17 protein-coding genes are annotated in these 25,033 nt (G+C 46.8%); 12 read left to right on the top strand and 5 right to left on the bottom strand.

Annotated features, from left to right (window positions below; all coding sequences use genetic code 11):
* Positions 1-205: 205 nt before the first annotated feature.
* Complete coding sequence (gene tnpA / locus JGK07_RS12575) at positions 206-619, top strand: IS200/IS605 family transposase (protein WP_293183758.1); 414 nt, start codon at positions 206-208, stop codon at positions 617-619.
* A gap of 194 nt (positions 620-813) precedes the next feature.
* Here the strand turns inward: tnpA and nagA are convergent, their stop codons facing one another.
* The gene (gene nagA / locus JGK07_RS12570) at positions 814-2,043 is read right to left on the bottom strand and encodes an N-acetylglucosamine-6-phosphate deacetylase (RefSeq protein WP_293206962.1); all 1,230 of its coding nucleotides are present in this window, start codon (positions 2,041-2,043) and stop codon (positions 814-816) included.
* Between the two features lie 357 nt (positions 2,044-2,400).
* On the opposite strand from nagA, the gene purE reads away from it, so the two are divergent.
* From purE to JGK07_RS12525, 9 genes are all read left to right on the top strand, one after another.
* A complete protein-coding gene (purE, locus tag JGK07_RS12565; protein WP_293144866.1) occupies positions 2,401-2,922 on the top strand; it encodes a 5-(carboxyamino)imidazole ribonucleotide mutase in 522 nt (173 codons plus the stop codon).
* A gap of 74 nt (positions 2,923-2,996) precedes the next feature.
* On the top strand, positions 2,997-4,610 hold the full coding sequence (locus tag JGK07_RS12560) for an ammonium transporter (RefSeq protein WP_293183754.1): 1,614 nt from the start codon (positions 2,997-2,999) through the stop codon (positions 4,608-4,610).
* 526 nt (positions 4,611-5,136) lie between these two features.
* Positions 5,137-6,057, top strand: a complete 921-nt coding sequence (locus tag JGK07_RS12555) for an SGNH/GDSL hydrolase family protein (RefSeq protein ID WP_293183752.1) — start codon at positions 5,137-5,139, stop codon at positions 6,055-6,057.
* 427 nt (positions 6,058-6,484) lie between these two features.
* The gene (locus JGK07_RS12550) at positions 6,485-7,930 is read left to right on the top strand and encodes an ammonium transporter (RefSeq protein ID WP_293206959.1); all 1,446 of its coding nucleotides are present in this window, start codon (positions 6,485-6,487) and stop codon (positions 7,928-7,930) included.
* 415 nt (positions 7,931-8,345) lie between these two features.
* Positions 8,346-9,551 (top strand): 4-hydroxy-3-methylbut-2-enyl diphosphate reductase, encoded by a 1,206-nt coding sequence (locus tag JGK07_RS12545; protein ID WP_293241910.1) that lies wholly within the window; start codon positions 8,346-8,348, stop codon positions 9,549-9,551.
* A 791-nt stretch (positions 9,552-10,342) separates the two neighbouring features.
* A complete protein-coding gene (locus JGK07_RS12540) occupies positions 10,343-11,419 on the top strand; it encodes an RNA-guided endonuclease TnpB family protein (protein WP_293183744.1) in 1,077 nt (358 codons plus the stop codon).
* Between the two features lie 225 nt (positions 11,420-11,644).
* Complete coding sequence (locus JGK07_RS12535; RefSeq protein ID WP_293183742.1) at positions 11,645-13,591, top strand: CHASE3 domain-containing protein; 1,947 nt, start codon at positions 11,645-11,647, stop codon at positions 13,589-13,591.
* Positions 13,588-14,049 carry a response regulator gene (locus JGK07_RS12530; RefSeq protein ID WP_293183740.1) on the top strand — a complete coding sequence of 154 codons (462 nt, stop codon included), beginning with the start codon at positions 13,588-13,590 and terminating at the stop codon, positions 14,047-14,049. Before JGK07_RS12535 ends, JGK07_RS12530 begins: the two co-directional genes overlap by 4 nt.
* Before the next feature lie 742 nt (positions 14,050-14,791).
* Positions 14,792-17,719, top strand: coding sequence for a PAS domain-containing protein (locus JGK07_RS12525; RefSeq protein WP_293206953.1), 2,928 nt, complete (start codon positions 14,792-14,794; stop codon positions 17,717-17,719).
* Here the strand turns inward: JGK07_RS12525 and JGK07_RS12520 are convergent.
* The gene (locus JGK07_RS12520) at positions 17,703-17,900 is read right to left on the bottom strand and encodes a hypothetical protein (protein ID WP_293290891.1); all 198 of its coding nucleotides are present in this window, start codon (positions 17,898-17,900) and stop codon (positions 17,703-17,705) included. The genes JGK07_RS12525 and JGK07_RS12520 overlap by 17 nt on opposite strands.
* 165 nt (positions 17,901-18,065) lie before the next feature.
* Here JGK07_RS12520 and JGK07_RS12515 point away from each other — a divergent pair, with 165 nt between their 5' ends.
* Positions 18,066-18,563 carry a hypothetical protein gene (locus JGK07_RS12515; protein WP_293183733.1) on the top strand — a complete coding sequence of 166 codons (498 nt, stop codon included), beginning with the start codon at positions 18,066-18,068 and terminating at the stop codon, positions 18,561-18,563.
* Between the two features lie 63 nt (positions 18,564-18,626).
* On the opposite strand, the gene JGK07_RS12510 is transcribed toward JGK07_RS12515, so the two are convergent.
* From JGK07_RS12510 to JGK07_RS12500, 3 genes are all read right to left on the bottom strand, one after another.
* Positions 18,627-18,992, bottom strand: a complete 366-nt coding sequence (locus JGK07_RS12510; protein WP_039886668.1) for a response regulator — start codon at positions 18,990-18,992, stop codon at positions 18,627-18,629.
* Between the two features lie 320 nt (positions 18,993-19,312).
* Positions 19,313-21,658 carry a tyrosine-protein kinase family protein gene (locus JGK07_RS12505; protein WP_293183731.1) on the bottom strand — a complete coding sequence of 782 codons (2,346 nt, stop codon included), beginning with the start codon at positions 21,656-21,658 and terminating at the stop codon, positions 19,313-19,315.
* Between the two features lie 136 nt (positions 21,659-21,794).
* The gene (locus JGK07_RS12500; protein WP_293191975.1) at positions 21,795-23,273 is read right to left on the bottom strand and encodes a polysaccharide biosynthesis/export family protein; all 1,479 of its coding nucleotides are present in this window, start codon (positions 23,271-23,273) and stop codon (positions 21,795-21,797) included.
* A 312-nt stretch (positions 23,274-23,585) separates the two neighbouring features.
* Between JGK07_RS12500 and JGK07_RS12495 the strand changes: the two genes are divergently transcribed.
* Positions 23,586-24,983, top strand: a complete 1,398-nt coding sequence (locus tag JGK07_RS12495) for an O-antigen ligase family protein (RefSeq protein WP_293183726.1) — start codon at positions 23,586-23,588, stop codon at positions 24,981-24,983.
* Positions 24,984-25,033 lie beyond the last annotated feature (50 nt).

Here is a 25,033-nt window from a genome sequence, read left to right as displayed (position 1 = left end):
AATCTTGACTCCAGGCAAGTCTAATAGATAGTCTAAATAAAAGTCCATGACAGTAAATGTATTGTTTGTTACATTATACACCATAAAGTCAGGAGAGCCCTTTTGATCGGGCTTAATCAATACCTGCTGACATCCAAACACGCCAGTCACCTTGTTGATGTAATGTGTTGATTATACACTACCTGTCGATGGAGTCAATAGTCTTATGGCGAGTTTGTCAAAAAAAGATTTAGAGTATCGGCACGAGAGCAAGGCCGTCTCGCTGATCAATATGCACTTTGTTTTTATTCCCAAACGCCGTAAAGCCGTTCTGGTCGGCAAAATTGCAGAACGGCTGCAAGAAATTATTTTTGAGGTAGTCACGGAAAACAGGTGGAAAATTATTGCTTTGGAGATTATGCCGGATCACGTCCATTTATTGCTTAATATTAAGCCGACAGACTCCGCCAGTTTCGTCATGCAAAGAGTTAAGGGTAGGGCATCCAGTTACTTGAGGAAAGAGTTTCCCGAATTACTGAAATTACCTACATTGTGGACTCCTAGTTATTTTGTTGGCAGTGTTGGAAACGTTTCTACTGAAACTGTCAGGAAATATATCGAAGAACAAAGAAACAAATAATATAGAATGCTGGCAGCCTTAAGGCTGCAACTGCGTTTCATCCCCGGCTTAAAAGACCGGGGTTCTCACGCGACGCGCTATAGCAGGGGGAGAGTAGGAGAGGGAGAGGGGGAGAGCGGGAGAGTGGGAGAGTGGGAGAATTACCAAATAACGAATAACGAATAACCAATAACCAATAACTAATAACTAATGACTTAAAACAATCGATGCCAAGTCAATTCTTTTGTCGCTGCATTGAAATTCCAGCGCAACAATTGAGTTGCCGGTTTGCCGATAATTCCCGAAAGTCCGATCGCCTTTCTGGGAGATTCAGTTGCCAGGGCGATCGCACTTTCTACCTCGCAAATCCCCCAGCTTACCAAATTCTGCACTCCCGCCAACAGCGGCAGAGTTGTACCTGCCAAAGTAGCAGATTCCAGCGGCGAATGGTAATCCAATCTTACCCACGCCGTACCTTTTCTGACTTCCATTTGTCGGGAATCCCAAGGATAAACACCGTCAGGCAAACCCAAAGGAGCCAAAGCATCGCTTACCAAAAAAACGCCTGTGTCGTATCTGCCAGCACGCAGCAAAAAATCAATCATTGTCGGAGAAACGTGCTTGCCGTCAGCAATTAAACCGCATTTTACGCCCGGATAAACGATCGCCGCTCCTAACAAACCCGGTTCTCGATGATGCAAACTCGGCATCGCATTAAAAGCGTGAGTTACCATTGAAGCTCCCTGGGCAAATGCTTGCTGTGCTTGCTCTGCCGTCGCTTGGGAGTGTCCCAGACTGACGGCAATTCCCAAACTTTGCAAATAGGGAATGACTTCACCAGTGCTGTCTAACTCCGGCGCTAAAGTAATTATTTTGACAATATCCGCACAATCTCCTAGAACTAACTTGACATTTTCTATTGTTAGCGGTAGTAAAAACTCAACTGGGTGAGCTCCTCGCTTCTGGGGGTTGAGAAAAGGGCCTTCGAGGTGAACGCCGATTATTTCGGCACTTTGGGATTTATTGGTGGCAGGAGCAGCGGTTTTTGCAGTCCGCATATAATCAGCTATCGTCGAGAGCGATCGCCTAAACTTATCCAGAGAAGTTGTCACCAAAGTCGGCAAAAAAGCATCAACTCCCTGATACCATAAAAATTGACAAATTTTAGGTAAAACTTTAACATCCTTGCTTTCTAAATCTGGGAAAGCTAAACCGAGTGCTCCGTTAATCTGCAAGTCAACACCGCCCAGAGAAACCCAATCACCCGCAGCGTCGATCACTTGCAAATTGGGAGGAGCAATTCGTTTAAATACTTTGTCCATCGAACAAACTTCTTGAATGATGCCCGTGTTGTCAACAGCAAGCATCTGCAAATCCTTGCAACCGGGCAGGCGAGCATTGAGAATATCTGTAGGGGCGGCAGTTGGGGTTGTGGCTTCAGTCATCCGATTTTAGATTTTAGATTTTAGATTTTAGATTTTAGATTTGCTCGCCTCGATAAATCTGCGGGCTCTTGATGAGGATGTGGAGATTTTTGCTTTCTGCACTCTTGGCTTGTCACCAAATTGCTTTCGAGCATCAGTTTGGCTACAAAATATCTAAATTTTAGAACTCTTGCTCTCGTCAAATTTACCCCCCGCAAGTCCCCCCTTATTAAGGGGGGAAACAAGAATAATCTTACCCCCTCCCCGAACTCGCGGGGAGGGTTGGGGTGGGGTGCGTTGTATTTTTGCAAGAGATCTTTTAGTTAACGCCATAACTTAAAATTACCATTAATCTGAAATCTCACATCTGAAAATTGCATGAGTCAACCGACAGTTGGAATTATCATGGGCAGCGATTCGGATTTGCCTACCATGTCTGAAGCGATCGCAGTTTGCGAAGAATTCCACGTACCTTGCTCCGTAGCAATTGTCTCCGCCCACCGTACCCCGGATCGGATGGTGGAATATGCTCAAACCGCGCACCAACGAGGTTTGAAAGTAATTATCGCAGGTGCTGGGGGAGCGGCGCACCTTCCGGGTATGGTAGCATCTTTAACACCATTGCCGGTAATTGGTGTACCAGTAGCGAGCCGCCACCTCCAAGGCCTAGATTCGCTGTACTCGATCGTCCAAATGCCAGCCGGTATACCCGTAGCAACAGTGGCGATCGGCAATGCTAAAAATGCTGGCTTGCTGGCAATTCAAATATTAGCAGTTTCCCAGCCTCAATTGCTGGAGCGAATCCTGGATTACCGGAAAACTTTGTCCGAATCTGTAATGAAAAAACAAACTCAGCTAGAAGAGCTAGGCTATCAAAAATATCTCACTATGAACAAATAATCTCTAAGTGTTGTAGTACAATTGTGGGAAATTTTCGGGGTCTAGCTGAGCTGATAAGTTGTAAAAGCGTAAAAATGATGAAAATGAGTGTCGGAAAGAAAAAATCGAAACAAGTCAGGCGGGAGTCTTTGAATTTGCCAGCCCCTAACTTTTTGACAAAAGTCAGCAGGTTCAAGAAATTACAAAGGACGATCGCCCGCCTCAGTCCGAGTTGGCAAGCCTGTATACCAATAGCAGCAGTCATCTTCTTGATTTGGGGATATGCCGCAGTAGCCCAAACCCCTCCTGCTGCGCCAACCACCGAAGAGCAATTGGCCAGCCTCAAGGTAGGCATGGATACCATGTGGGTGATGGTGGCTGGGATGCTAGTGTTCTTTATGAACGCGGGTTTTGGGATGTTGGAAACAGGTTTCTGCCGCCAGAAAAATGCAGTTAACGTACTGTCAAAAAACCTGATTGTGTTTGCGCTTGCGACGATCGCATATTGGGCGATCGGCTTTGCGTTAATGTTCAGCAACGGTAACGGTTTTATCGGCAGCAGCGGCGGATATTTCCTGTTGAACGTGGCTGACAACAGCCCCGCTATGGGAGATGCTTATCAAGGCATTTTCAAATCCTTAAACTGGACGGGAGTCCCCCTGAATGCTAAATTCTTTTTCCAATTAGTTTTTGCGGGAACTGCTGCTACGATCGTTTCTGGGGCAGTTGCAGAGCGCATTAAATTCCTTGAATTTTTAATTTTCTGCTTGCTGTTAGTCGGAATTGCTTACCCGATTACCGGACACTGGATTTGGGGCGGCGGCTGGCTGCAAACAGCAGGTTTCTACGATTTTGCAGGTTCCGCAGTGGTTCACTCCGTAGGCGGTTGGGCTGCTTTGATGGGAGCGGCATTTCTCGGGCCGCGGATCGGCAAGTACCGCGACGGCGACACTGTGGCGATGCCGGGACACAATATGAGCATTGCCACCCTCGGCTGTTTGATTCTGTGGTTCGGTTGGTTCGGGTTCAATCCCGGTTCGACAATGGCTGTCGATCCAAATGCGATCGCCCACATTGCGCTCACCACCAACACCGCCGGTGCTTTCGGGGGAGTTGCTGCCACAATTACAGCTTGGCTTTACCTCGGAAAACCAGACTTGTCGATGATTATCAACGGCATCCTCGCCGGCTTAGTCGGGGTGACAGCGAGCTGCGCTTGGGTTAACATACCCAACTCTGCCATTATCGGCACGATCGCCGGCATCATGGTAGTTTTTGCAGTAACATTCTTCGACAACTTAAAAATTGACGACCCTGTAGGAGCAACTTCCGTTCACTTAGTCTGTGGCATCTGGGGAACTCTGGCAGTTGGCTTATTTGCTGACGGGCCCACAACGGGAATTTATACCGCTGGGCCGAAAGCGGGATTGTTTGTAGGCGGAGGTTTCGATCAACTAATACCGCAGTTGATCGGTATTATCTCTGTAGGCGGAATGACCGTGCTGCTGAGTACGATTTTTTGGTTGGCACTCAAAGCTTTGTTGGGTATCCGCGTTTCTGCTGTTGAGGAAGCTGAAGGTTTGGATATCGGCGAACATGGGATGGAAGCTTACACCGGGTTTGTGAAGGAAACTAGCTCTGGCAACAGAACAGAAAGCAGCTACGGCGGTTATTCTGGGGGGGGTGCGGACAGAACTACCAAACTTTAGAGCAAAACTCTCAAGCGTGGGACGATCGACTTTCTTCAGCTTTCTGGCCCTAGATGAGCGATTTGTACGTCCATCTAGGGCTTAATTGTGAAAAACCACAATCTGAAATCCCCCGCCCGCAGATACAGTCGCAGACGCACTCTTGAGTCTTTTAAACCAGGTCGATCGTTCTGGCATTCCTTGCTAAAATCTCGCAATTACGTTAACAAACTGGGTTTTTGCGTGCGGCTCAGCTTTAAAAAAAGCTACTTTAGAAAAGCTCTAAATCCTGATACAGTAAGTCATTCGGAATTCCTAAATCTAAAATCTAAAATCTAAAATCGCCTGATTTCTGCGCCAGAAAGCTTGGCAGTCAGATTTTTTATGGTAAAGTAGTGCCAAAAAGCAAAGTTCTGCATCGCCGTCACGCCCAACACAGCACACTGCTTGATTCTTACAAGAATTGAGGCGAAAATTGAACGGTAAAATTTGATGCAGCAATCAGTGCCAATTATTTCAGTATGGTGCCTGCAAATCGCTTGAGTTTATGGAGAAGTTTGGAGTAGTTAGCAGAAGTAGAACTCATAAATCCCTCTTGGGGATGGAAGTTAGCCGATCGAAAACTGTTCCGGTTTGGGCTTTGCTATCTCTGCTTACCAACGCGGTACTAATTGTCACAGTCGCTCAACTAATCGGTAGGGGAAACAACTTAACAGAAAGTTCCCCTGCTAGTGCTGCACTAACGCCGGAAAGCACTGAAGAACTAATTCGCTCTTCGACGACGGCGACAAACTCTACAAAAGTAGTGGCAGACTTGCCCCTTGCAGGGCCTCGACACAAATGGTCTTACCAGCAGTGGGTGACGCAGTTGGGCCGGGAAGCTGAGGCTGCCGCGGCAAATCGTCCCCCAAAACTGAGTGTTTTGGCTGGAGATTCTTTGAGTATGTGGTTTCCGACGAAGCTGTTACCGCCCGATCGCATTTGGCTGAATCAAGGGATTTCCGGCGAGACTTCCGTAGGTTTGCTGAAGCGATTGCAGTTGTTCGATCGCACTCTGCCCGATACGGTGTTTGTGATGATCGGGATTAACGATTTATTGCGGGGGGCCAGCGACGAAGGGATTTTGAACAACCAGCGACAGATTATCCGCGATTTGCGGTGGGCGCACCCGAAAGCACAAGTGGTGGTGCAGTCGATTTTGCCCCACAGCGGGGAACAGTCTACCTGGGAAAATCGCGATCGACTATTAGCGATTCCCAACAGTCGGATTCGCGCAATCAATCGGCGACTGAAAGAAATTGCTAGTTCCGAAAATGTTTCCTATCTGGATTTGCAGCCGTTGTTTGCGGATGCTGACGGCAATTTACCAACCCAACTCAGTACAGACGGCTTACACCTTAACGAGCGAGGTTATCTGGTTTGGCGATCGGCCTTGCAAATGTTCAGTCAAATGCAGTTGAAAAATTAATCAGTTGACTGTTGTCAGTTGGCAGTTGTCAGTTGGCAGTTGTCAGTAGTTAGAAGGATGAAGTCATATTCTCCCCCATTCTCCCCCTTCCAACACGGCTTACTCCGAAGTCAGGGGTAATGTCAAGTACCTGCGGATAGATTAAGAAAATATAATAGTTGAGCTTTTAGTATACAATGATACAGAATAACAGTTTGTACAAATGGTGCAATCCAAAAGGCAGAGAGTATGGGATTGAGAGTTGACAAATTTAGATGAGTCCGACTATACGAAGTCGGGGCTTGAGGATTGGGGAATTATCTATTAAAGATTCGTTCCGCTAAAACAGGGACTTAAAACCAAATTAACTATTGCATCTAAAATCCTCACATCTAAAATCGGCTCGGTCTTCCCTGCGAATTGCTGAGTATTAAAAGGTAAAAATAACGTGCTCAAAAAAAGTTTCACGATCGGCATCCTCGCACTGTGGCTGTTAAGTTGGCCGCTGATGAACAATGCCTTAGCTCAAGATGCTGCTCCCCCTGCGGCGGCGGCTGCTGCGGTGGCGGCAAATCCGATCGACACCGGCGATACAGCCTGGATGTTAATCTCCTCAGCACTGGTGTTGCTGATGACACCCGGGCTAGCGTTTTTCTACGGAGGGCTGGTGCGATCGCGCAACGTCCTCAACACCATGATGATGAGCTTAGTCATGATGGGACTGATCGGCGTCACATGGACGCTGTGGGGTTACAGTTTGGCCTTTGACGTTTCCACTCCAGTTTCCGAAGGCTTTGGGAAAGGATTTGAAACCTTCATCGGCGGCTTCGACTGGATGTTCTTGAACAACGTCGCAGCCGACAAACCAGATCCGATCGGCTACGCACCGACAATACCCCACCAAGTATTCATGGTTTACCAGATGATGTTCGCCATCATCACCCCAGCTTTGATTTCCGGGGCGATCGTCGAACGGGTAACATTCAAAACCTACTTCTGGTTCGTGCTGCTGTGGTCTACATTCATCTACTCTCCTCTAGCCCACTGGGTTTGGGGTAGAGGCTGGCTGGGGGCGATGGGAGCATTAGACTTTGCAGGCGGCACAGTCGTGCACATCAGTTCCGGCGTATCTGCGGTTGTCGCAGCTTGGGTAATCGGGCCCCGCAAAGATCACTTGAACAAGCCCCACACCCCCCACAACGTACCCTACGTCTTGCTCGGAATAGGGCTCCTGTGGTTCGGCTGGTTTGGCTTCAACGGCGGTAGCGCTTTAGGATCGGGTTCCTTAGCAACAGTGGCTTTTGTCACCACAATGATTTCAACCGCAGCCGGCGGTTTAACTTGGACAATCATCGAATGGGTGCTCAGAGGCAAACCGACAGCAGTCGGAATTGCCAGTGGTTTCCTAGCAGGATTGGTGGGAATCACACCAGCGGCGGGATACGTACTGCCAGTGGGGGCCCTGTTAATCGGATCGATAACTTCCGTTTGCTGCTTCTTCGCCGTTAGCTTGCGAGCTAAGCTGGGATTTGACGACTCTTTGGACACCTTCCCGGTTCACGGCGTCGGCGGAACTGTAGGCGCGCTTCTGACAGGCGTGTTTGCGACTAAAGCCGTTAACGCAGCCGGAAATGACGGGCTGTTTGCCGGAAATCCGGGGCTAATTGTGACACAGTTTGTAGGCGTTGTAGCTACTTACGTGTTTGCGGCTGCCGGTACTTTTGTCATCCTAAAAATTCTCGCGCAGTTTATGGAACTGCGAGTCGCCTCATCTGCTGAAGACCAAGGTTTGGATATCGGCCAACACGGGGAAGAAGCTTACGGTGAGGATTTTGCCGGCGGTTTCAGTTCCTTTGAATCTGGTTCTCCTTTCGCGCCGAAAAAGGTGGGCTGATTTTCAGGGTAAGTTCGATCATCGCGTAGAGATGCAGTTATGTGCGTCTCTACGCTTTTTTTTGTTTTATTTTGAACGAACCCATGAAAGTCGCGCCTCTGTTCGTTACTGAATTAAATAATACCAGTTTCAAAAGAGAATGTAACTTTATACAAGCCACTAAGGAATGAGAATTAAATAACTTATAATTTGATGGTTTTTGTGGGATGGGCGGGGGAGCCCGTCTCTAAAGGACGGGCTCCCCCGCCCATCCCACTTTCGTTGTGTAAATTATTTAATTTGCGATCCTAACCCTTATGCAGTAGTTCATTCCAATCTAAAATCTAAAATCTAAAATCTAAAATCGTATAATCCCGATCGCACCCAGGCCTTCTAAAATCAAAGGTAATTAACCTAGATTTGAACTCAGTACCGCATGGATACTAAAGCTTTTAAACGATCGCTCCAACAGTCTGAAAACTACCACCGCAAGGGTTTCGGACACGAAGCTGAGGTAGCTGGCGTAATGGAGACAGCTTATCAAAGCAGCCTGATCCAGCAAATTCGCGACAACAATTACAGGCTGCAACGCGGCGCCGTCACCATCCGGCTGGCTGAGGCTTTTGGCTTTTGCTGGGGAGTGGAACGCGCTGTGGCTATTGCTTACGAGACTCGCCAGCACTTCCCCTCGGAACGGATTTGGATTACTAATGAGATTATTCACAATCCTTCTGTGAACCAGCATTTGCGCGATATGGAAGTTGGTTTTATTGCTGTGGAAAAGGGGCAGAAAGATTTTTCTGTGGTGGATAGTGGCGATGTGGTAATCTTACCTGCTTTTGGGGCGAGCGTGCAAGAAATGCAGTTGCTGAACGATAGGGGTTGCAAGATTGTTGATACTACTTGTCCTTGGGTTTCTAAGGTTTGGAATACTGTTGAAAAACACAAGAAAAGGGATTATACTTCGATTATTCACGGTCAGTACAAGCACGAAGAAACTGTGGCAACGAGTTCTTTTGCTGATAAGTATTTGATTGTGCTGAATTTGCAGGAAGCTGAATATGTCAGCAATTATATCTTGCACGGAGGCGATCGTGCTGAGTTTCTTGCTAAGTTTAGCAAGGCTTGTTCTGCTGGTTTTGACCCGGATGTGGATTTGGTAAGTGTCGGGATTGCTAACCAAACTACTATGCTCAAAACTGAGACTGAGAATATTGGCAAGTTGTTTGAAAAGACGATGATGCGGAAGTTTGGGCCATCCAATCTTAATGAGCATTTTCTGAGTTTTAATACTATCTGCGATGCGACTCAGGAACGGCAAGATGCTATGTTGAGTTTGGTTGAGGAAAAGTTGGATTTGATGTTGGTGATTGGGGGTTTTAATTCTTCTAATACTACTCACTTGCAGGAAATTGCGATCGACAAAACTCTTCCTTCTTATCACATTGATTCTGCGGAGCGCATTTTACCGGGAAATCGCATCGAACACAAGCCTTTGGGCGGGGATTTGGTCGTAACTGAAAATTGGCTGCCTGAAGGTAATATTGTCGTCGGCGTGACTTCGGGTGCTTCGACTCCTGATAAGGTTGTTGAGGATGCGATCGATCGCATTTTGGCGATGAAAGCCGCTGTTATTCCCTAATTCTCTGCTTCGCCACTGCACTCGGAATCATCTTTTTCGGCGTGCAGTGCGATCGTCTCCCTCGCAAACAGACTGTAGACTCCAATTGCTCTTCATTCCATCTCGATGCTGAAAATTATCTGTGTTAATCTGCGTTTATCTGCGGTTAGTTTCCCTAGCAATTTCTCCCCTGCGTCCCAAAGTTATTTTTTTCACAAATCATGAAAAAATCGCCTTTTTTTTCGGGTAAAAAGCTTGACGCGGGCTGCTTGACAAGGTATTATTTAATAATGGGAATAGTGAAAATTTTTAAATTGAAGTCACCACTTCCATTATCTAAAATATACCCCATAAATCAACCGAAATCAATAGGTAAAAACTCCTTTTTTTGCGCCGCGATTTGAAATAGTCAAAGCAGCAAAAGTGATGCCACAGAAAATGACTAATTAAGCTTAGCGAGAGAGCGAGAGATTGTATATTTGGCCTCTCTTACTTAAGGAGGATGCGAAGAGGAGCTAGTACCTAGGTAGCAAATAAATAGACAGAGTGGTACACTTGTGGACAAATCTACGGTATACCATTTTGTTTAAACCACATGAATTCGCAAAAAAGCTTGGATTGTCAGTAAAAAGACTCGCCGTCTCCTCAACATGAATTGCTAGAATACTTGAAATAATTCACTGTTTTTCCTGTCGATTATACGGTCTGCAAAATTACTCCAAGGAAATCAAATAAAACTAAAAAATGCTGTTGACAAACCCCTACAAGATGTGGCAAAATTAAACAAATAAATCGAGTGTTGAGGCCAAACAATGCTTCTGTCCATCAAGACAAAGTTAAAGCTAAACAAGAACCAGGCAACGGTTATGAGCAAACACGCTGGCATAGCGAGGTTTACTTATAATTGGGGACTAGCTACTTGGAATAGCCTTTATCAAGATGGATTAAAGCCCAATAAATACCTACTCAAGAAATTCTTCAACAATCATGTAAAACCTGAATTTACATGGATCAAAGAGACGGGAATCTGCCAGAAAATAACTCAATACGCCTTTGACAATCTTGGGGATTCGTTCTCTAAATTTTTCTCAAAAAAAGGTGGATTTCCCAGATTCAAAAAGAAGGGGCATCACGACTCTTTCACTATTGACGCGGGCGGTAAGCCTATCCCTGTGGGTGGTACGTCTATAAAGTTGCCGACAATCGGCTGGGTAAAAACCCACGAAGGACTACCTCACACAACTTGCAAGTCAATCACCATTTCACGCACTGCCGACAGTTGGTTTATCGCATTTGCTTACGAACAGAATCATGAACCCACAGTCAAAACTCATGAAATTGTAGGAGTTGATTTGGGAGTAAAAGAGTTGGCTACACTTTCAACTGGCGTAGTATTCCCGAACCCAAAGCACTACAAAGCGCATTTTATAAAGCTGAAGAGATTATCAAGAGTTCTTGCTAGAAAGGTGAAAGGTTCCAGCAATAGATACAAAGCCAAAATCCAACTGGCAAAACACCATGCAAAAATAGCAAACCTCAGAAAGAATACTCTACATCAAGTCACTACTTACTTATGCAAAAACCACGCAACGATAGTAGTAGAAGACTTGAATATTGGAGGGATGCTAAAGAATCACAAGCTAGCACAGGTAATAGCTGATTGCGGATTTCATGAATTTAAACGCCAGCTAGAATACAAAGCGAAAAAGTTTGGCTGTGAAATTGTCGTTGCTGACCGCTGGTTCCCGTCGAGCAAAACCTGTTCGAGTTGCGGGCATATTCAAGATATGCCACTCAAAGAAAGGGTTTATAACTGTGGAAGTTGCGGTCATTCGATGGACAGGGATTTAAACGCAGCCATCAATTTATCACGGTTGGCTAAACCGTGAAAGCTTACGGAGGGATAACCGCTCCCATGCTCCCGACGAAGTAAGAAGCAAATGTCTAGACTTGTCTAGTATTTGTGTAGCAGCGACACTAAACTAAAAACAAGATCGATCGCAAATTTGAGCCTTAAATTTATCTGCTTTGGCCGCCGTGTCTGCCCGAGCAAAAAATTCATCGCCCGGAGCGAGGTATAACAAAAAAAGCAGCACTCGCGCGCCGACTATTTCATGAACAAATCGCTGACTCGCCAAATCACCGCAGGCATCGGCATCGCCTTGGGACTGCTAATTTTTAATGCGGTAACTTCCTACCGCAATACTCTCAAGTTAGTGGAAAACGAGCGCTCGGTGAGCCACACTCACGGAGTTTTAAGTGAACTCGAAGCCACGCTTTCTACCTTAAAAGATGCTGAAACGGGGCAGCGCGGTTATTTGCTGACGGGAGAAGAACGGTATTTAGAACCTTATTACACTGCGATCGCCAACGTTAACACACAATTAGTCGGATTGCAGGAACTAACAGCCGACAACAATCGGCAGCAAGAGCGCCTTCGCGACTTGAAAAGTGCGATCGACTCTAAATTAGCCGAACTTCAAGAAACCATCAATCTGCGGCGCAAACAAAACTTAGCAGCAGCCCTGCGGGTGGTAAAAACCGATCGCGGACAGCAAATCATGGAGGGGATTCGGCAGCAGGTAGCCACCATGACTGCCGAGGAAAATGTGATATTGCAGCAGCGCGCCCAAGAATCTCAAGCCAGTGCTAATTTGACAATCATCACTTTTACCGTTGCTACTGTGGTAGATTGGCTGTTGCTGGTGTTAATTTTATATTTGGTAAAGCGCGATCGCATTTTGCGCGACAATGCCCAAATCAAACAAAATCAACTGCTAGAAGAGCTAGAACGCGATCGCAATTCCCTGCAATTAACCGAAGAACGTTTCCGCCGCGCCATTGTTAACGCCCCGCTGCCAATTATGCTGCACGCTGAAAACGGAGAAGTTTTGCAAATTAACTCCGCTTGGACAGAATTCTCAGGCTACAAATCCTCAGAAATTCCTACAATTGAAGATTGGACAGAAAAAGCTTACGGCAGCCGCAAATCGGTAGTGCCAGCAAATATCAATTGGCTGCACAAATTAAACTCGCGCCTTTCTGAAGGTGAATATATAATTACCACAGCCAGCGGTGAAAAACGAATTTGGGACTTTTATTCGGCACCTTTAGGCAAGCTTTCCGACGGCAGAAGTTTAGTAATTAGTACCGCCATTGACATCACTGCACGCAAACAAGCAGAAGCGGAAATTCGGATGCTCAACGCTACGTTAGAACAGCGAGTCGAACTCCGCACCAATGAACTGCAAGGAGCTAACGAAGAATTAGAAGCTTTCACCTATACCGTCGCCCACGATTTGCGCGCGCCCTTGCGGGGAATGCAGGGATTGGCTGAAGCTTTGTTAGAAGATTACGGCGAAATCCTTGACGAACTCGGTCAAGAATATGCCCAGCAAATTGTAAATTCTGGGCAACAATTAGAAGATTTGATCCAAGATTTGCTAGCATACAGCCACCTGAGCCGCACTGATTTATCGCTGCAAGTTGTAGAGTTAGAATCTGCTGTCGCTGAGGCAATTGCTATGGTACAAGCCGATGCTAAGTCCAACGGTGCTCGCATCAGCGTGCGATCGCCCTTATTGCCGGTAATTGCCCATCGCGTTACCTTAGTTCAAGTCATCACAAATTTGCTCGCCAATGCTCTAAAATTTGTGGCAGGCGCATCGCCGCAAGTGCAAATATGGGCTGAGGAAATTCAACTGCCTCCAGAGGGAGAGACAGACAGACAGACTGCGGGAGAATGGAAAAGGGGGAAAGTGGGAAAGTGGGAGCATTCGCAGTTATTGATTAGCACCGGCCAATTGCCTGTTAGCGAAGCCAACGAAGGCGATCGCATCATCCGTCTTTGGGTAGCAGACAACGGCATCGGTATTGCTCCAGAACATCAAAAACGGATTTTTCGCGTTTTTGAACGGCTTCACGGTATCGAGTCATACCCCGGAACTGGTATAGGATTAGCTATTGTACAAAAAGCAGTCGATCGCATGGGCGGTCAAGTTGGGGTGGAATCGCAATTAGGACACGGCAGTCGATTTTGGATAGAGCTGAGGAAAGGATGAGGCAAAGGCAGACGATTTTGCTGGTGGAAGATAGCCCCGTTGATATTCTGTTGATGCAGCGGGCGTTTCGCAATCAGATTTTTACTAATACTTCGCTGCAAATTGTCCGAGATGGAGATGCAGCGGTTTTTTATTTAAATGGTGATGGAGAATACAGCGATCGCGAGCGCTATCCTTTACCTGCGATAATTTTACTAGATTTGAAGTTGCCCAGGCGATCGGGTCACGAGGTTCTGAGTTGGCTCAAACAGCAGCCGCAACTCAAACGTTTACCTGTGATTGTTCTTACATCTTCGAGGCAAACATTAGATGTCAATCAAGCTTACGATCTAGGCGTTAATTCTTATTTGGTTAAACCTGTCGGGTTTGCTTCTTTATCGGACATGATGCAGAGTTTTGGCGAGTATTGGCTCAACCAGACCGAACTGCCGGAACCTATAGAATTTTCTGGTTTATAGTAGCGTTATCCCAATTTTTAGGGTTTATTTCCTCGTTGTCAGACTTTTCCTCGTAATGAGAGATTTGAGATACTTCGACTTGGCTGTACAAGTTTGAGATTTACTTGTAGCGCCGTGAATCTGGGAGTTTGAACTTTGGTCTAAGATTTTGTAATCTCCACTTCTGCTGTCGTGGGCTTGTATCCATTTTTGGGTGGTCATCAGTCATTCCCAATTCTTTAATCTCAAATATAATCAAATCAAAACTGGTAGAAGTTGGTCTTGAGGTGGCGAGTCCTGTATCATCTGTTCCTGTGCGATGAATCCAAGATTGACGGGAGGCTAATCAACCTCGAAAATCGTAAGGCTGGGATTTTTACCAGAAAGAATTGGTTGAAAGCCCGCCCGCCTTTGACGGAGAAATTAAAATTAGACTATTCATTACTCCAATCCTCGGACTTAAGGGTAGAGGTTGCCCTCAAAAGTCAACTGTCAAGTGTCAAGTGTCAACTGTTGAAGCAAGGCATTGACTAATATAATACCCACAAGGTTCGAGAGAAGAAATTAGGTTATGTATCTGTTAGCAAATACTGGGAAAAAACTACCGACAGCATAATCTGTGAGATATAATAAAATACAAGCAAATACAATTAAAAAAATCCGAGGATAGTTAATTAGCACTAAATATTGAAACAACGGAACTCCTCAATAACATATTTTTAGATTCAAGAATGTTTGTGCCAATACAAAAAGCCCAAAAACCATGCTGTCTATTCTGTTGATCGACGACAACCCGAACGATCGCCTGATGATCGAGCGAGAACTGAGAAAAACTTTGCCCGATTTAGAAGTTAAGTCGGCGATAGATGCCCCAAGTCTCGAACAAATCCTGGTCGTCGGGGGTTTTGACATGGTGATTACCGATTACCAAGTGCGCTGGAGCGACGGATTAACTATTCTCAAACAAGTTCAAAGCCAGTACCCAAATTGTCCGGTAATTATGTGTACCGACAGCGGCAGCGAACAAGTGGCAGTCGAAGCGATGAAAGCGGGTTTGAGCGATTATGTGTTCAAAGGGCGACACTTCAATCGGCTGGCGTCTGCCGTGCGCGAAAGTTTGGAAAAACAGCAGTTGCGCGAGAATTACGCAAAAACTTCGGCGCAGTTGGCAATTTCTGAGGAAAGGCTGAGGGTAGCTATCTGCGCCTCGCAAATGGGAACTTGGGATTGGAATATATTAACTGGCGAGGTGGTTTGGTCGGAGGGACACGAACTGTTATTCGGGTTGGAAAAAGGCAGTTTTTTGGGAACTTATGAAGCATTTTTTGCCTTTATTCACCCGGACGATCGCGATTCTATTGCTCGCGCGATCGCCTTTTCTTTAGATAACAAGATAGAATACCAGCACGAATTTAGAGTGATTTGGCCCGATGGCAGCTTGCACTGGATCGCGGCTAGGGGCAAGTTTTTTGATGATGGTACTGGTAAATCGGTGCGATCGATCGGCGTGGTTTGGGATATTACCGATCGCAAGTTATCCGAAGCCAGAATACAGGAAAACGAGGAAAATTTGCGCTTTGCCCTAGAAGCAGCTAACACGGTTGCTTTTTCTTGGGATGTTGTTTCCGCTGAAATCCGCCGTTTTTCCAATGCCCAAACAGAGATAGGTTTGCACCCGGACAGCGCAGTTGGTACTTTTGAGGAAAAAAAGAATGCGGTGCATCGAGATGACCGCGACAGCTTTTTGGCAGATTTGGATGCGGCACTCAGCGGCTCGGGATTTTACGACTCGGAACACCGCCAAGAGCGCCCCGACGGTTCGGTGATTTGGCTTCACGACAAAGGGCGGGTGGTTTTTGACGCATCCGGTAAACCAGTGCGACTGTTCGGCGTAGCGATCGACATTACCGCTCGCAAACAGTTAGAATACGATCGCTCCCAGGCTTTGGCGCGCGAGCGATCGTATCTGCACCGCCTGCAAAAGTTAACCTCCGCCTCAGTTGCGCTCCACTCCATGCTTTCGGTAGCAGACATCGTTCAGTTAGCAGCAGATAGCGCCCGCCAAATTCTGGAAGTCCACCAAGCAGCCGTCAACCTCAGCCCTTCCGCCCACTGGGATGTTGGAATTAGCAAGTTTTCCCTATCCGAAAAATACGCCCAGTGGCAAGATTACTGCGAAGAGCCAGACGGTACGGGCATTTATCAGGAAGTTTGCCGGCACCAACAGGCGATGCGGATGACTCAAAGCGAGTTAGAGGCTCACCAGGCGTGGCGGAAGTTCGGCAAGGCTGCCGACAAGCACCCGCCGATGCGGGGCTGGCTGGCGGTACCGCTGACGGCTCGCGATGGCAGAAATATGGGATTGATTCAGTTGTCGGACAAGTATGAGGGGGAGTTTGGGGAAGATGACGAAAGTATTTTAATGCAGTTGGCTCAGGCAGTTTCGGCGAGCATCGAAAACGCGCGGCTTTATGAGGAATCTCAGCAGGCAAATCGCATGAAAGATGAGTTTTTAGCAACTCTTTCTCACGAGTTGCGATCGCCCTTAAACGCGATTTTGGGCTGGGCGCAATTGCTACGAAATCGCAGTTTCAGTCCGGCAGCTACCGCACGGGCGTTGGAAACGATCGAGCGCAATGCTAAATTGCAAACTCAATTGATTGAGGATTTGCTGGATATTTCGAGAATTATTCGCGGCAAATTGACTTTAAATCCTTGTCCAGTAAATTTGATTTCGATGGTGGAAGGAGCGGTAAATACGGTGCGGTTGGCGGCCGATGCTAAGTCGATCGACGTGGAGTTGGCAATTCTAGATTTGGGCTTGGATACTGCTGAATTTTGCCCGCTCAAAGAGGTTTATGGCGATCGCGAATCTCCGTTAAATCCGAGATTTTTGGTATCGGGAGACCCCGGCCGCTTGCAGCAGATAATTTGGAATTTGTTGACGAATGCGATTAAGTTTACGCCGCGTGGCGGGCGAGTAGAAATCCGGTTGCAGCGATTTGATTCGGAGGTTGAGCTAACTGTTACCGACACCGGAATTGGGATTGCTGCGAATTTTTTGCCTTACGTGTTTGAGTCTTTCCGGCAAGCGGATGCTACGATTACTCGCAATTATAGCGGTTTGGGGCTGGGTCTGGCGATCGTCCGGCAGTTGGTGGAACTCCACGGCGGCAGGGTTTGGGCCCAGAGTCCGGGACTGGATATGGGTTCGACTTTTACTTTCCGCCTCCCTTCGATTCCGGTAAATTCGATCGCCCCTGAGGAAGCGTCGGTGTTGGCTGGCGGTGGTAATTTACAGGGAGTCAAGGTTTTGGTGGTTGATGACGAGGTGGATTCGCGGGAATTTATGATGTTTGTCTTGAGCGATTCCGGGGCGGCTGTCAGGGCTGCATCCTGTGCTGCTGAGGCGTTTGAGGTGGCTTCGGAGTTTGTGCCGGATGTTTTGGTCAGCGATATCGGAATGCCTGAGGAAGACGGCTATTCGCTGCTGTTAAGGCTGCGTTCTCTGGCAACCCAAAGCGGCAGGAAGTTTCGGGCGATCGCCCTGACGGCCTATGCTAGAGATGAAGACCGCGATCGGGCTTTGAAAGCTAGTTACGATCGGCATCTGACTAAACCCGTACAGCCCGATGTCTTGGTGGAGGCTGTAGTCAGTTTGAGGCGTGCCGGCGCTAACAATTTAAAATAGTAATTGGTAATTGGTAATTGGTAATTGGTAATTGGTAATTGGTAATTGGTAATTGGTAATTGGTAATTGGTAATTGGTAATTGGGAATTGGTAATTGGTAATTGGTAATTGGTAATTGCGAATTATGCGCCACTTTGAAACAGGTTTCTCCATTATGTGTAATATCAAATCCGCTCTTCATCGGAATTATTCATCTCTCTTATAGCGGTTCTTAAAAAAGTGAGGTATGCCTGCGTGCCCTATGCCCTATGCCCGATACCACCGCACTGTTGCTGAGACTCGGCTATATAAGACCTTTATTAGCTTGTGTTAATATGCTAAGATATCCAAAAACTACGGTAATTTGGTGGACAAACTTCAGACAGACATAGAGGCAATTTGCTCTCAGATTGAGGCTTTGCGCCGCGAACGCCAACAGCTTAGCACTGGCGCGATCGCCCCAGCGGGGGATTCGCCCCAAGCCATCGCTGATGCTTACCGCCGTCACGCGAGGGAAACAGCACAAGTGTCGGCAGAAGTCAAGGGAATAGATGATGCGATCGCAGCTCTGTCTGCTCAACTGAATCAGAAACAGCAGCTATCGGTAAACTTGCAAAGAATCAGTCCGATGGAGCAGCAAGTTGAAGAGGGAAGAGAGCTCGCTCGCGGACACGCGGAACGGATTAACGAACTGGCGGCCCAATTGTCGGGAGAAGTGAAGGAACTTAAAGCCATTGCCGACCAAATTAGTCCCAGCTACTGGCAGGTTTATTACAAGCCTTTTATTACGGGTTTTAAGAGTATTTCTGTACCCTACGTGCGATCGGACGGGGATGTTTGGACTATTGTCAATCGAGTAGTTTAGAGAGGCTGCGGGATCAGAAATTGGAACCACTCAAGACATTTTTTCTGTCCCTCTTCCTCTACTTCAACCGCGCAGCAGTTGCTTAATCGTGCCCACCAATTCCTGAGGGTGAAACGGCTTGGCGATGTAAGCGTCGGCTCCTTGTTTCATTCCCCAATAGCGATCGAACTCTTCGCTTTTGCTCGAACACATTACCACGGGCAAATTCTGAGTTTTGGGGTCGCTCTTGAGCCGGCGACAGACTTCATAGCCATTCATCCGGGGCATCACGATATCCAGAACGACTAAATCCGGGCGGTTGGCTTTGATTTGCTCTAGAGCTTCTACGCCATCACTAGCTACCGTGACATTGAGTCCTCTACCTTTGAGCAAGTCGGCGATCATCTCCCGCAGAGTGACGCTATCATCAACAACCATAACTGTACTCATAGAATAATCCCTACCAAGTTTCTGGGTTGAAACGTTCACATTAACGTTTGCATTAACGTTCACCTTCAAAGGTGTCTTTTCCTGATTGAGATTGCGCTCTGCTAGATGTAGTTTACCCACTTTTGCTGATTTCCCAATCATTTTTTAAAGAATTACTGCGAACCAAATATCCGCGTAATCTCGGTTGACACACGAGGCTATGTCCGTTAGTCTATCATTTTCTTTCTCAAATGGTACGTTTGTCAAAAAATGATTGTGCAGGTTGGTTGTGCATTTCGGGTAGAGGAGGGCGGCACGGCGCCGCTTGGAGCGAAATTTGTCTAATTTTGATTTTTTGTACCTAAAGCCGATAGTTTTTGGTCGTAGAGGGTGTCTAAACCGACCGAGCGCTGCCGGTAGCTGTTAGGATCGTTTTTGCAGCCGTTAGCCACGATTCCCAAAACCGAAGCTCCAGAAATTTTTAATTCTTCTAAAACTTTGCGAACTTGCGCTCGGTCTGTTTTGGCAATTTGCACGACCATAATCGTAGCGTCGGTGTGAGCTGCTATCAAGTGGGCGTCTGCCAAGCCGGCTAGCGGTGGGGTGTCATAAATCACTAAGTCAAAAAATGCTTGAAACTGCTCCATCAGATACTGCATTTTTTTGGAAGAAAGCAGCTTGATCGGATCGGGCGGAATTTGTCCTGCGGTAAGTACGAACAAATTGTCTTGATTCAAAGCTCGCTGAATCGCATCGTTGAGGCTGAGATCTGTAGAAATGGCATCGGCGAGCCCGCGCACGTTTGGCAGTCCTAGCTTAGTATGCAGTTGCGGGCAGCGCAAATCTGCATCTACTAACAATACTCGCTGTCCGACTGCTGCTGCGATCGCGGCCAGGTGCAAAGCTACTGTAGATTTGCCGTCTCCAGCCACGGCCGAGCTCACTAAAAGCGATCGAATTGCCGTACCTGCACTGAGCAAGTGAATATTGGTGTAGAGCGATCGAAATGCTTCTAAAAATTGATAGTCCAACTCCCTAAAAATACTTTGACCCCCGATGAGCGTCGGAGGAGTAGGTTCAGTGTCGAGGGATTCGAGAACTTGCACTTGCGACTTCGACGACGAGCGAGCCGAAGTTAGTTTCCTCGGCCTCGCTGGCTGTCTGCGCCTGACTTTTTTGCTAAACGGAATCACCCCGATCACCGGCAATTTTGTGGCGATTCTCAGTGCTTCTGGAGTGTGGAAAACAGTATTTAGCACCTCTACGAGCAAGCCGACTGCTATGCCCAGCAGACTGCTTAAAATTAGTGCCAACGCTAACTGTCTTTTGGTTTGTTTGATTGTAGCTGGGATCGGCCTATTGAATTTGTCTAGCGGAATTTCCGGAGGATTGATCAGCACCCAAGGTATTTGCTGTTGAGCTGCATCAATCCGCAAGGCTTCCCGTTTTGCCAAAAAGTCCGACAAACTCTTAGTAACAACTTGTTGTTCCCGCACTAAATTGTCGTATTGTCTCGTTGTTACTGAAAAATTTCTAATTTTTTGGTAGAGAGCCTTTTGCAAAGCAGTCATTTCGCGATCGCGCGCCTCAACTTCTTTGATTTGGCTTGACAAATTTCCCATCACCACTTCTTTTGCTTGTTGAGTCGCTGTTAAAATCAGTTCTTCCCGACTTTTTCGCAGTGCTAAAACTGGCAAACTGTCATCTCTGTACTGAGCTAATTTTAGGGACAAGTCTGAGTCTATTTTCTGGATTTGAGATAACAGTCCGCCGTAAGCTTGTCCTTGGGTCATCAATACGCCAATGGGGTTATTTTTATCCAGTAAATTTTGATAGCTTTGGTAGAGATTACGCATCCCTTTTAACTGTACCTGGAGTCCTACTTGCTGTCCCCGAATGCTTTGAACTTGTTCTGACAGAGATTTTCCCTCTAGCTGCGGCTCAAACAAGTTGCTATTCTGGCGCAGTCTTTGGACTTGCAGTTGCAAAACTTCGACTCTTTCTCGGAGCTTGGGCATCTCCATGTCTATAAATTTAATACCTTGATTGATGCCCGTCAACCGCTGCTGCAAGCTATATTCTAGATAAGCTTTAGAAACCTTATCCAATACGCCGTAAATTTTATTTGGTTCTGAATCTTTGTAGCGAACTTCTAAGATTTTTGTACCTTGCTGTTTGCCATCTCTTCCGTAGCTGACGCGGCTGATCGACAGTTTTGTCATCAGTTCGCTGTAGGTTAGGTTGGGATTCCAAGCTCGCAAATCTTGAAGCACTGGCTGCATCATTTTGGGGCTGCGTAAAATCCTAATTTGGGTTTCGTAATCTACTAAACTAATTCCTTCTATATTAATTTTTGCTAAGTCGGCAGCGACGGTATTGTCTAATTGTTTGGATAGCAAACCTTCAGCGGTTGCTGGTTCTACTAACAGAGAAAATGAGCCTTCATACTCCAGCGTTATCCGTTTAGAAGCGGTGACGATCCCTGTTCCTGCGAGGGCGCTCAAAGCAATTGTGGCTGCTGCCATCACCAGGATACGGCGGCGCAGGACTCCTAACAGCCACGACAAGTCTAGCTTTTCTTCCTCTGTCTCCTCGACGAACCTATCTCTGTAGTTCTGAGCCGAGAAGTCGGGCAGTTTGCCATTAGATTTGGGTGTGAAGGGTTGGTAATCTTGTCTGCTATCCATATTCAGCCTGGGTATTCTTGAGGTTTATATTTTTGATGTTGATATTTTTGAAGCTGCCACGCCGCGACGCCAGAAATTCTATTGTTTAATTTATTCTAGCCTTTCGCAGGAATTATCCACCTCACCAGCAACGTTCTTACCTGAATAAACTTCGGAGAACGTTTATAAAATTTAACACTCCGGTAGCTGGCCCGACAGGCCCGACTACAGCGTTCATGCGGTCTATGAAGTTGACGATACCGCTGCGGGATACGATAATCATGTCGTTGTTCCGAAGTTGAGGATTGACTTCTTCGTTAATGCCTTGAGTTAAATCGACTTCGATCGTCCGTTTAGTAGCAGTACCGTCCTGATTGAGGCGGACTAGCTCAATTTTATTCCTTCTAGCTCTCGTATTCTCGTAGCCAAAAAATCCTCTGGAAACTAAAGCTTGATTGAGGGTGGCATTAGGTGGCAGCCTCAACGGATCGAGAGATGTTCTGACTTCTCCTACTACATAAACGTTAATGCCGGAAGGAGCAAAGTTAGTGCTAGCCAGCACGCCAGCTTCTGCGGGGTTGACGATAGTTGCTTTGGGAACGATGATGGTGTCTCCCTGCTGGAGGATGGTATCTTGGGCGCCGTCGCCGGACTCTAGGAATTGCCACAGGTTGACTGGAATGATTTGTTCGCCTCTTCTGGTGACGCGGCGCACTTGAATTTGGCGGATGTCGGCTTCGGAGGTAATTCCGCCTGCAAGCTGAATGGCGCGGATGACGGTGGGGAATCCTTCTCGGCTGAGGTCGCTATTGGTGTTGCCGCCGATGACTACGTAAGCCCCCGGGCGGGTTACTTGGCCGACGATGGAGATCGATCGAGGTTTTTCCGGCGGCGGCGAGAAGTTGGCGATCGCAAATTGGCGCGCCTCTGCTTGGTTGAAGTTCGCGACGGTAGGGATCACAATCGTGTCTCTGTCTTGCAAAATGATATCTTGAGAGATGTCTCCTTCTTGCAAGAATTTCCATAGGTTAACGTTGAGCACTTGGTCGGGGCCGTCGGGTTGGGGACGGCGGACGCGGATGTTGCGGATGTCAGCGACGCCAGTGACGCCTTCTGCGAGTCTGAGGGCTTGGGTGACGGTTGGGTACTGCACGCTGGGCGCGACCCCCGGGCCTGGAGTGAGGGCGATCGTGAAGTTTCCGGGTCTAGTTACTTCTCCGATGACGCCGACGTTGAGGGGGCGGGCGGCGACGAGGCTGACTGTAACTATCGGATCTTTGAGGATGCGGCGGTAGGCGTTGCGGATGATGGTGGTGGCTTCCGCTAAGGTACGGCCGCGGATCGAGATCAGACCGATCAGCGGGAGGTTGACGGAACCGTCTGAGAGGACTTCGTAGCCACGGGTGAGCTCTGGTACTTCGAGTATTTCTACTTGGATGCGATCGCCACCGCCGAGTTTGTAGCTTTGGGGCGATCTTCTAACGCCGACAGGTGTTGTGACTGCGCCAGGACGCAATGGTAGTTGCGCTGTTGCACCAAGCGGGAACCCGAGGGAAATACTCGCGCAGGCGATCGTCCACAACATCAAACTCAAGACTGGCGGGTTTACTTGTTTGGAAAAATCAGTGTTAGCCACAGACTACTTATTTTATTTGAGGATCATTCACCAGTTTAATCGCCGATCGTTGAAAAGCAATGTCGATCGCAGATACAAAGAAAAAAATCATCAAATTTTCTTCCCCTCCCCCTCCCGGCAATTATCTAGAAGGCAGAATAAAAAAACCTCGGCATTCCCCAACCCCTCTCCTCATACCCAACCAACCAACACTTTAGACCAGCAGCAGCTTATATAGAAAGATCGCCGGCGACAAATACCTCGGTTTATTGTTATTTTGGTGGAATTAGCCCGCTGCTAAATTGGTATTTTTCTCAGAGAGGGTAGATATTTATGGCGAGAATGATTAAAGAACTAATTCTCAGCAATAATTTGTTGCTGATGATATTGGGTGTCAGTGGCTTGGCGATCACTCTGTTGATATTTCAGATTGCCAGCAAAAAACAAATTGGTATTACTTTAGAAAAGTGGTTTGCAGTTCTGTACATTTTCATGTCTCCTCATGTTAATGTACCTCCTTTTAATTATATGCACTTTATCAATATCACTGACCCTGAGGGTGGAGTAATTAAGCAGCTTCCTTATGTATTTTATCCCTGGATAGTTTTTATTTTATGTGGGAAATTTATTAATTTTTGTAAACACAAACTTGTCGAAGGATTGTTATTTGTGGTGCTGAGAAATCCGGCTTTTTCGCTATATTGTTGGCTACCAATAACATCGACACTGTGGTCGCTAGTTCCTGATATTACGCTGAAAGCGGGGATAGCATTTACAGGTTTTACGGTTGTGGGTTTTTATATAGGTGCGCGATATGAGTGGCACGAACTATCAGCCTTAGTGCGATGGGGCTATACCTCGGTGGGTATAGTTAGTTTTTTGCGCTACCCGAATGTGACACGGGAATTGTCAGGAATTACCAGTCACAAAAATTCTCTGGGCAGCATCATGGTAGTAAGTACAGCACTTTGGTACCTGCACTATTCCCAAGGTGCTAAAACTCAGAAAGAACGCTGGATAGCTCTGGCATTCATGTTTTTTTCCTTTTATTTGGTTAGAACTACTAGCTCTGGGGGTTCTCTAGTTAATAGTTTGATGCTCATAGTTGTAGTATCATCCTTAAGCTTTTTGAGCAAGTTAAAGTTTCAATGGGCCTTTACTTGTATTGTCGGCTTTACGATCTTCGGTATCATAGGTAGCATTTATATAATCGACAATTTGGAATCCATTGTTGTCGGAGGTTTAGGAAAAGATTTGACTTTGACAGGACGCACGGAGTTCTGGCCGCAATTAATCGCGGCAGCCAACCAGCGTCCTTGGTTTGGCTATGGATTTGAGGGATTTTTTCAACAAGCATTAATAGGCAAGGAGACCCCAGCTTATTATATATATACTACGAGTGGATTTCAACCTAAAACTGCTCATAATGGTTCCATAGCAGTCTTACTCTCTTTCGGCTATCCAGGACTGGTTCTAATCTTAATTTCTGTGTTGACAAATCTGATTTTCGCCGTCCGGCAACTGAGCCGCAGCCCGCTATCTCAAGCGGGGATACCGATTATTTACTTAGTTTTTATTATTTTGAACAACCTAACTGAAGGTTCTCTATGTGATATTGGGGATGTCTGGCTTGCCTACGTGTTAATAACAGTTAGACTCAGTATCGATAGTGGCAAATCTCCATCCAGCAACCGGCGTATTTCCGGAGGCGATTTGGTGGCGCCATCTTGATCCAGATTGAATCATGATTAACTTGCAGAAGTTGAAAATTGCTCGAACTA

Source organism: Microcoleus sp. PH2017_24_DOB_U_A, from assembly GCF_020738205.1.
In the GTDB taxonomy this organism is placed as follows: Bacteria; Cyanobacteriota; Cyanobacteriia; order Cyanobacteriales; family Microcoleaceae; genus Microcoleus.
The sequence above is the reverse complement of the archived record's forward strand: the minus strand, read 5'-3'. Positions and strand labels throughout refer to the sequence as shown.

Bases quoted from the DNA above. Each gene is read 5' to 3' on its own strand.
- tnpA (WP_293183758.1), top strand. From the start codon at position 206: ATGGCGAGTTTGTCAAAAAAAGATTTAGAGTATCGGCACGAGAGCAAG.
- nagA (WP_293206962.1), bottom strand. From the start codon at position 2,043: ATGACTGAAGCCACAACCCCAACTGCCGCCCCTACAGATATTCTCAAT.
- purE (WP_293144866.1), top strand. From the start codon at position 2,401: ATGAGTCAACCGACAGTTGGAATTATCATGGGCAGCGATTCGGATTTG.
- JGK07_RS12560 (WP_293183754.1), top strand. From the start codon at position 2,997: ATGATGAAAATGAGTGTCGGAAAGAAAAAATCGAAACAAGTCAGGCGG.
- JGK07_RS12555 (WP_293183752.1), top strand. From the start codon at position 5,137: ATGGAGAAGTTTGGAGTAGTTAGCAGAAGTAGAACTCATAAATCCCTC.
- JGK07_RS12545 (WP_293241910.1), top strand. From the start codon at position 8,346: ATGGATACTAAAGCTTTTAAACGATCGCTCCAACAGTCTGAAAACTAC.
- JGK07_RS12540 (WP_293183744.1), top strand. From the start codon at position 10,343: ATGCTTCTGTCCATCAAGACAAAGTTAAAGCTAAACAAGAACCAGGCA.
- JGK07_RS12535 (WP_293183742.1), top strand. From the start codon at position 11,645: ATGAACAAATCGCTGACTCGCCAAATCACCGCAGGCATCGGCATCGCC.
- JGK07_RS12530 (WP_293183740.1), top strand. From the start codon at position 13,588: ATGAGGCAAAGGCAGACGATTTTGCTGGTGGAAGATAGCCCCGTTGAT.
- JGK07_RS12525 (WP_293206953.1), top strand. From the start codon at position 14,792: ATGCTGTCTATTCTGTTGATCGACGACAACCCGAACGATCGCCTGATG.
- JGK07_RS12520 (WP_293290891.1), bottom strand. From the start codon at position 17,900: ATGAAGAGCGGATTTGATATTACACATAATGGAGAAACCTGTTTCAAA.
- JGK07_RS12510 (WP_039886668.1), bottom strand. From the start codon at position 18,992: ATGAGTACAGTTATGGTTGTTGATGATAGCGTCACTCTGCGGGAGATG.
- JGK07_RS12505 (WP_293183731.1), bottom strand. From the start codon at position 21,658: ATGGATAGCAGACAAGATTACCAACCCTTCACACCCAAATCTAATGGC.
- JGK07_RS12495 (WP_293183726.1), top strand. From the start codon at position 23,586: ATGGCGAGAATGATTAAAGAACTAATTCTCAGCAATAATTTGTTGCTG.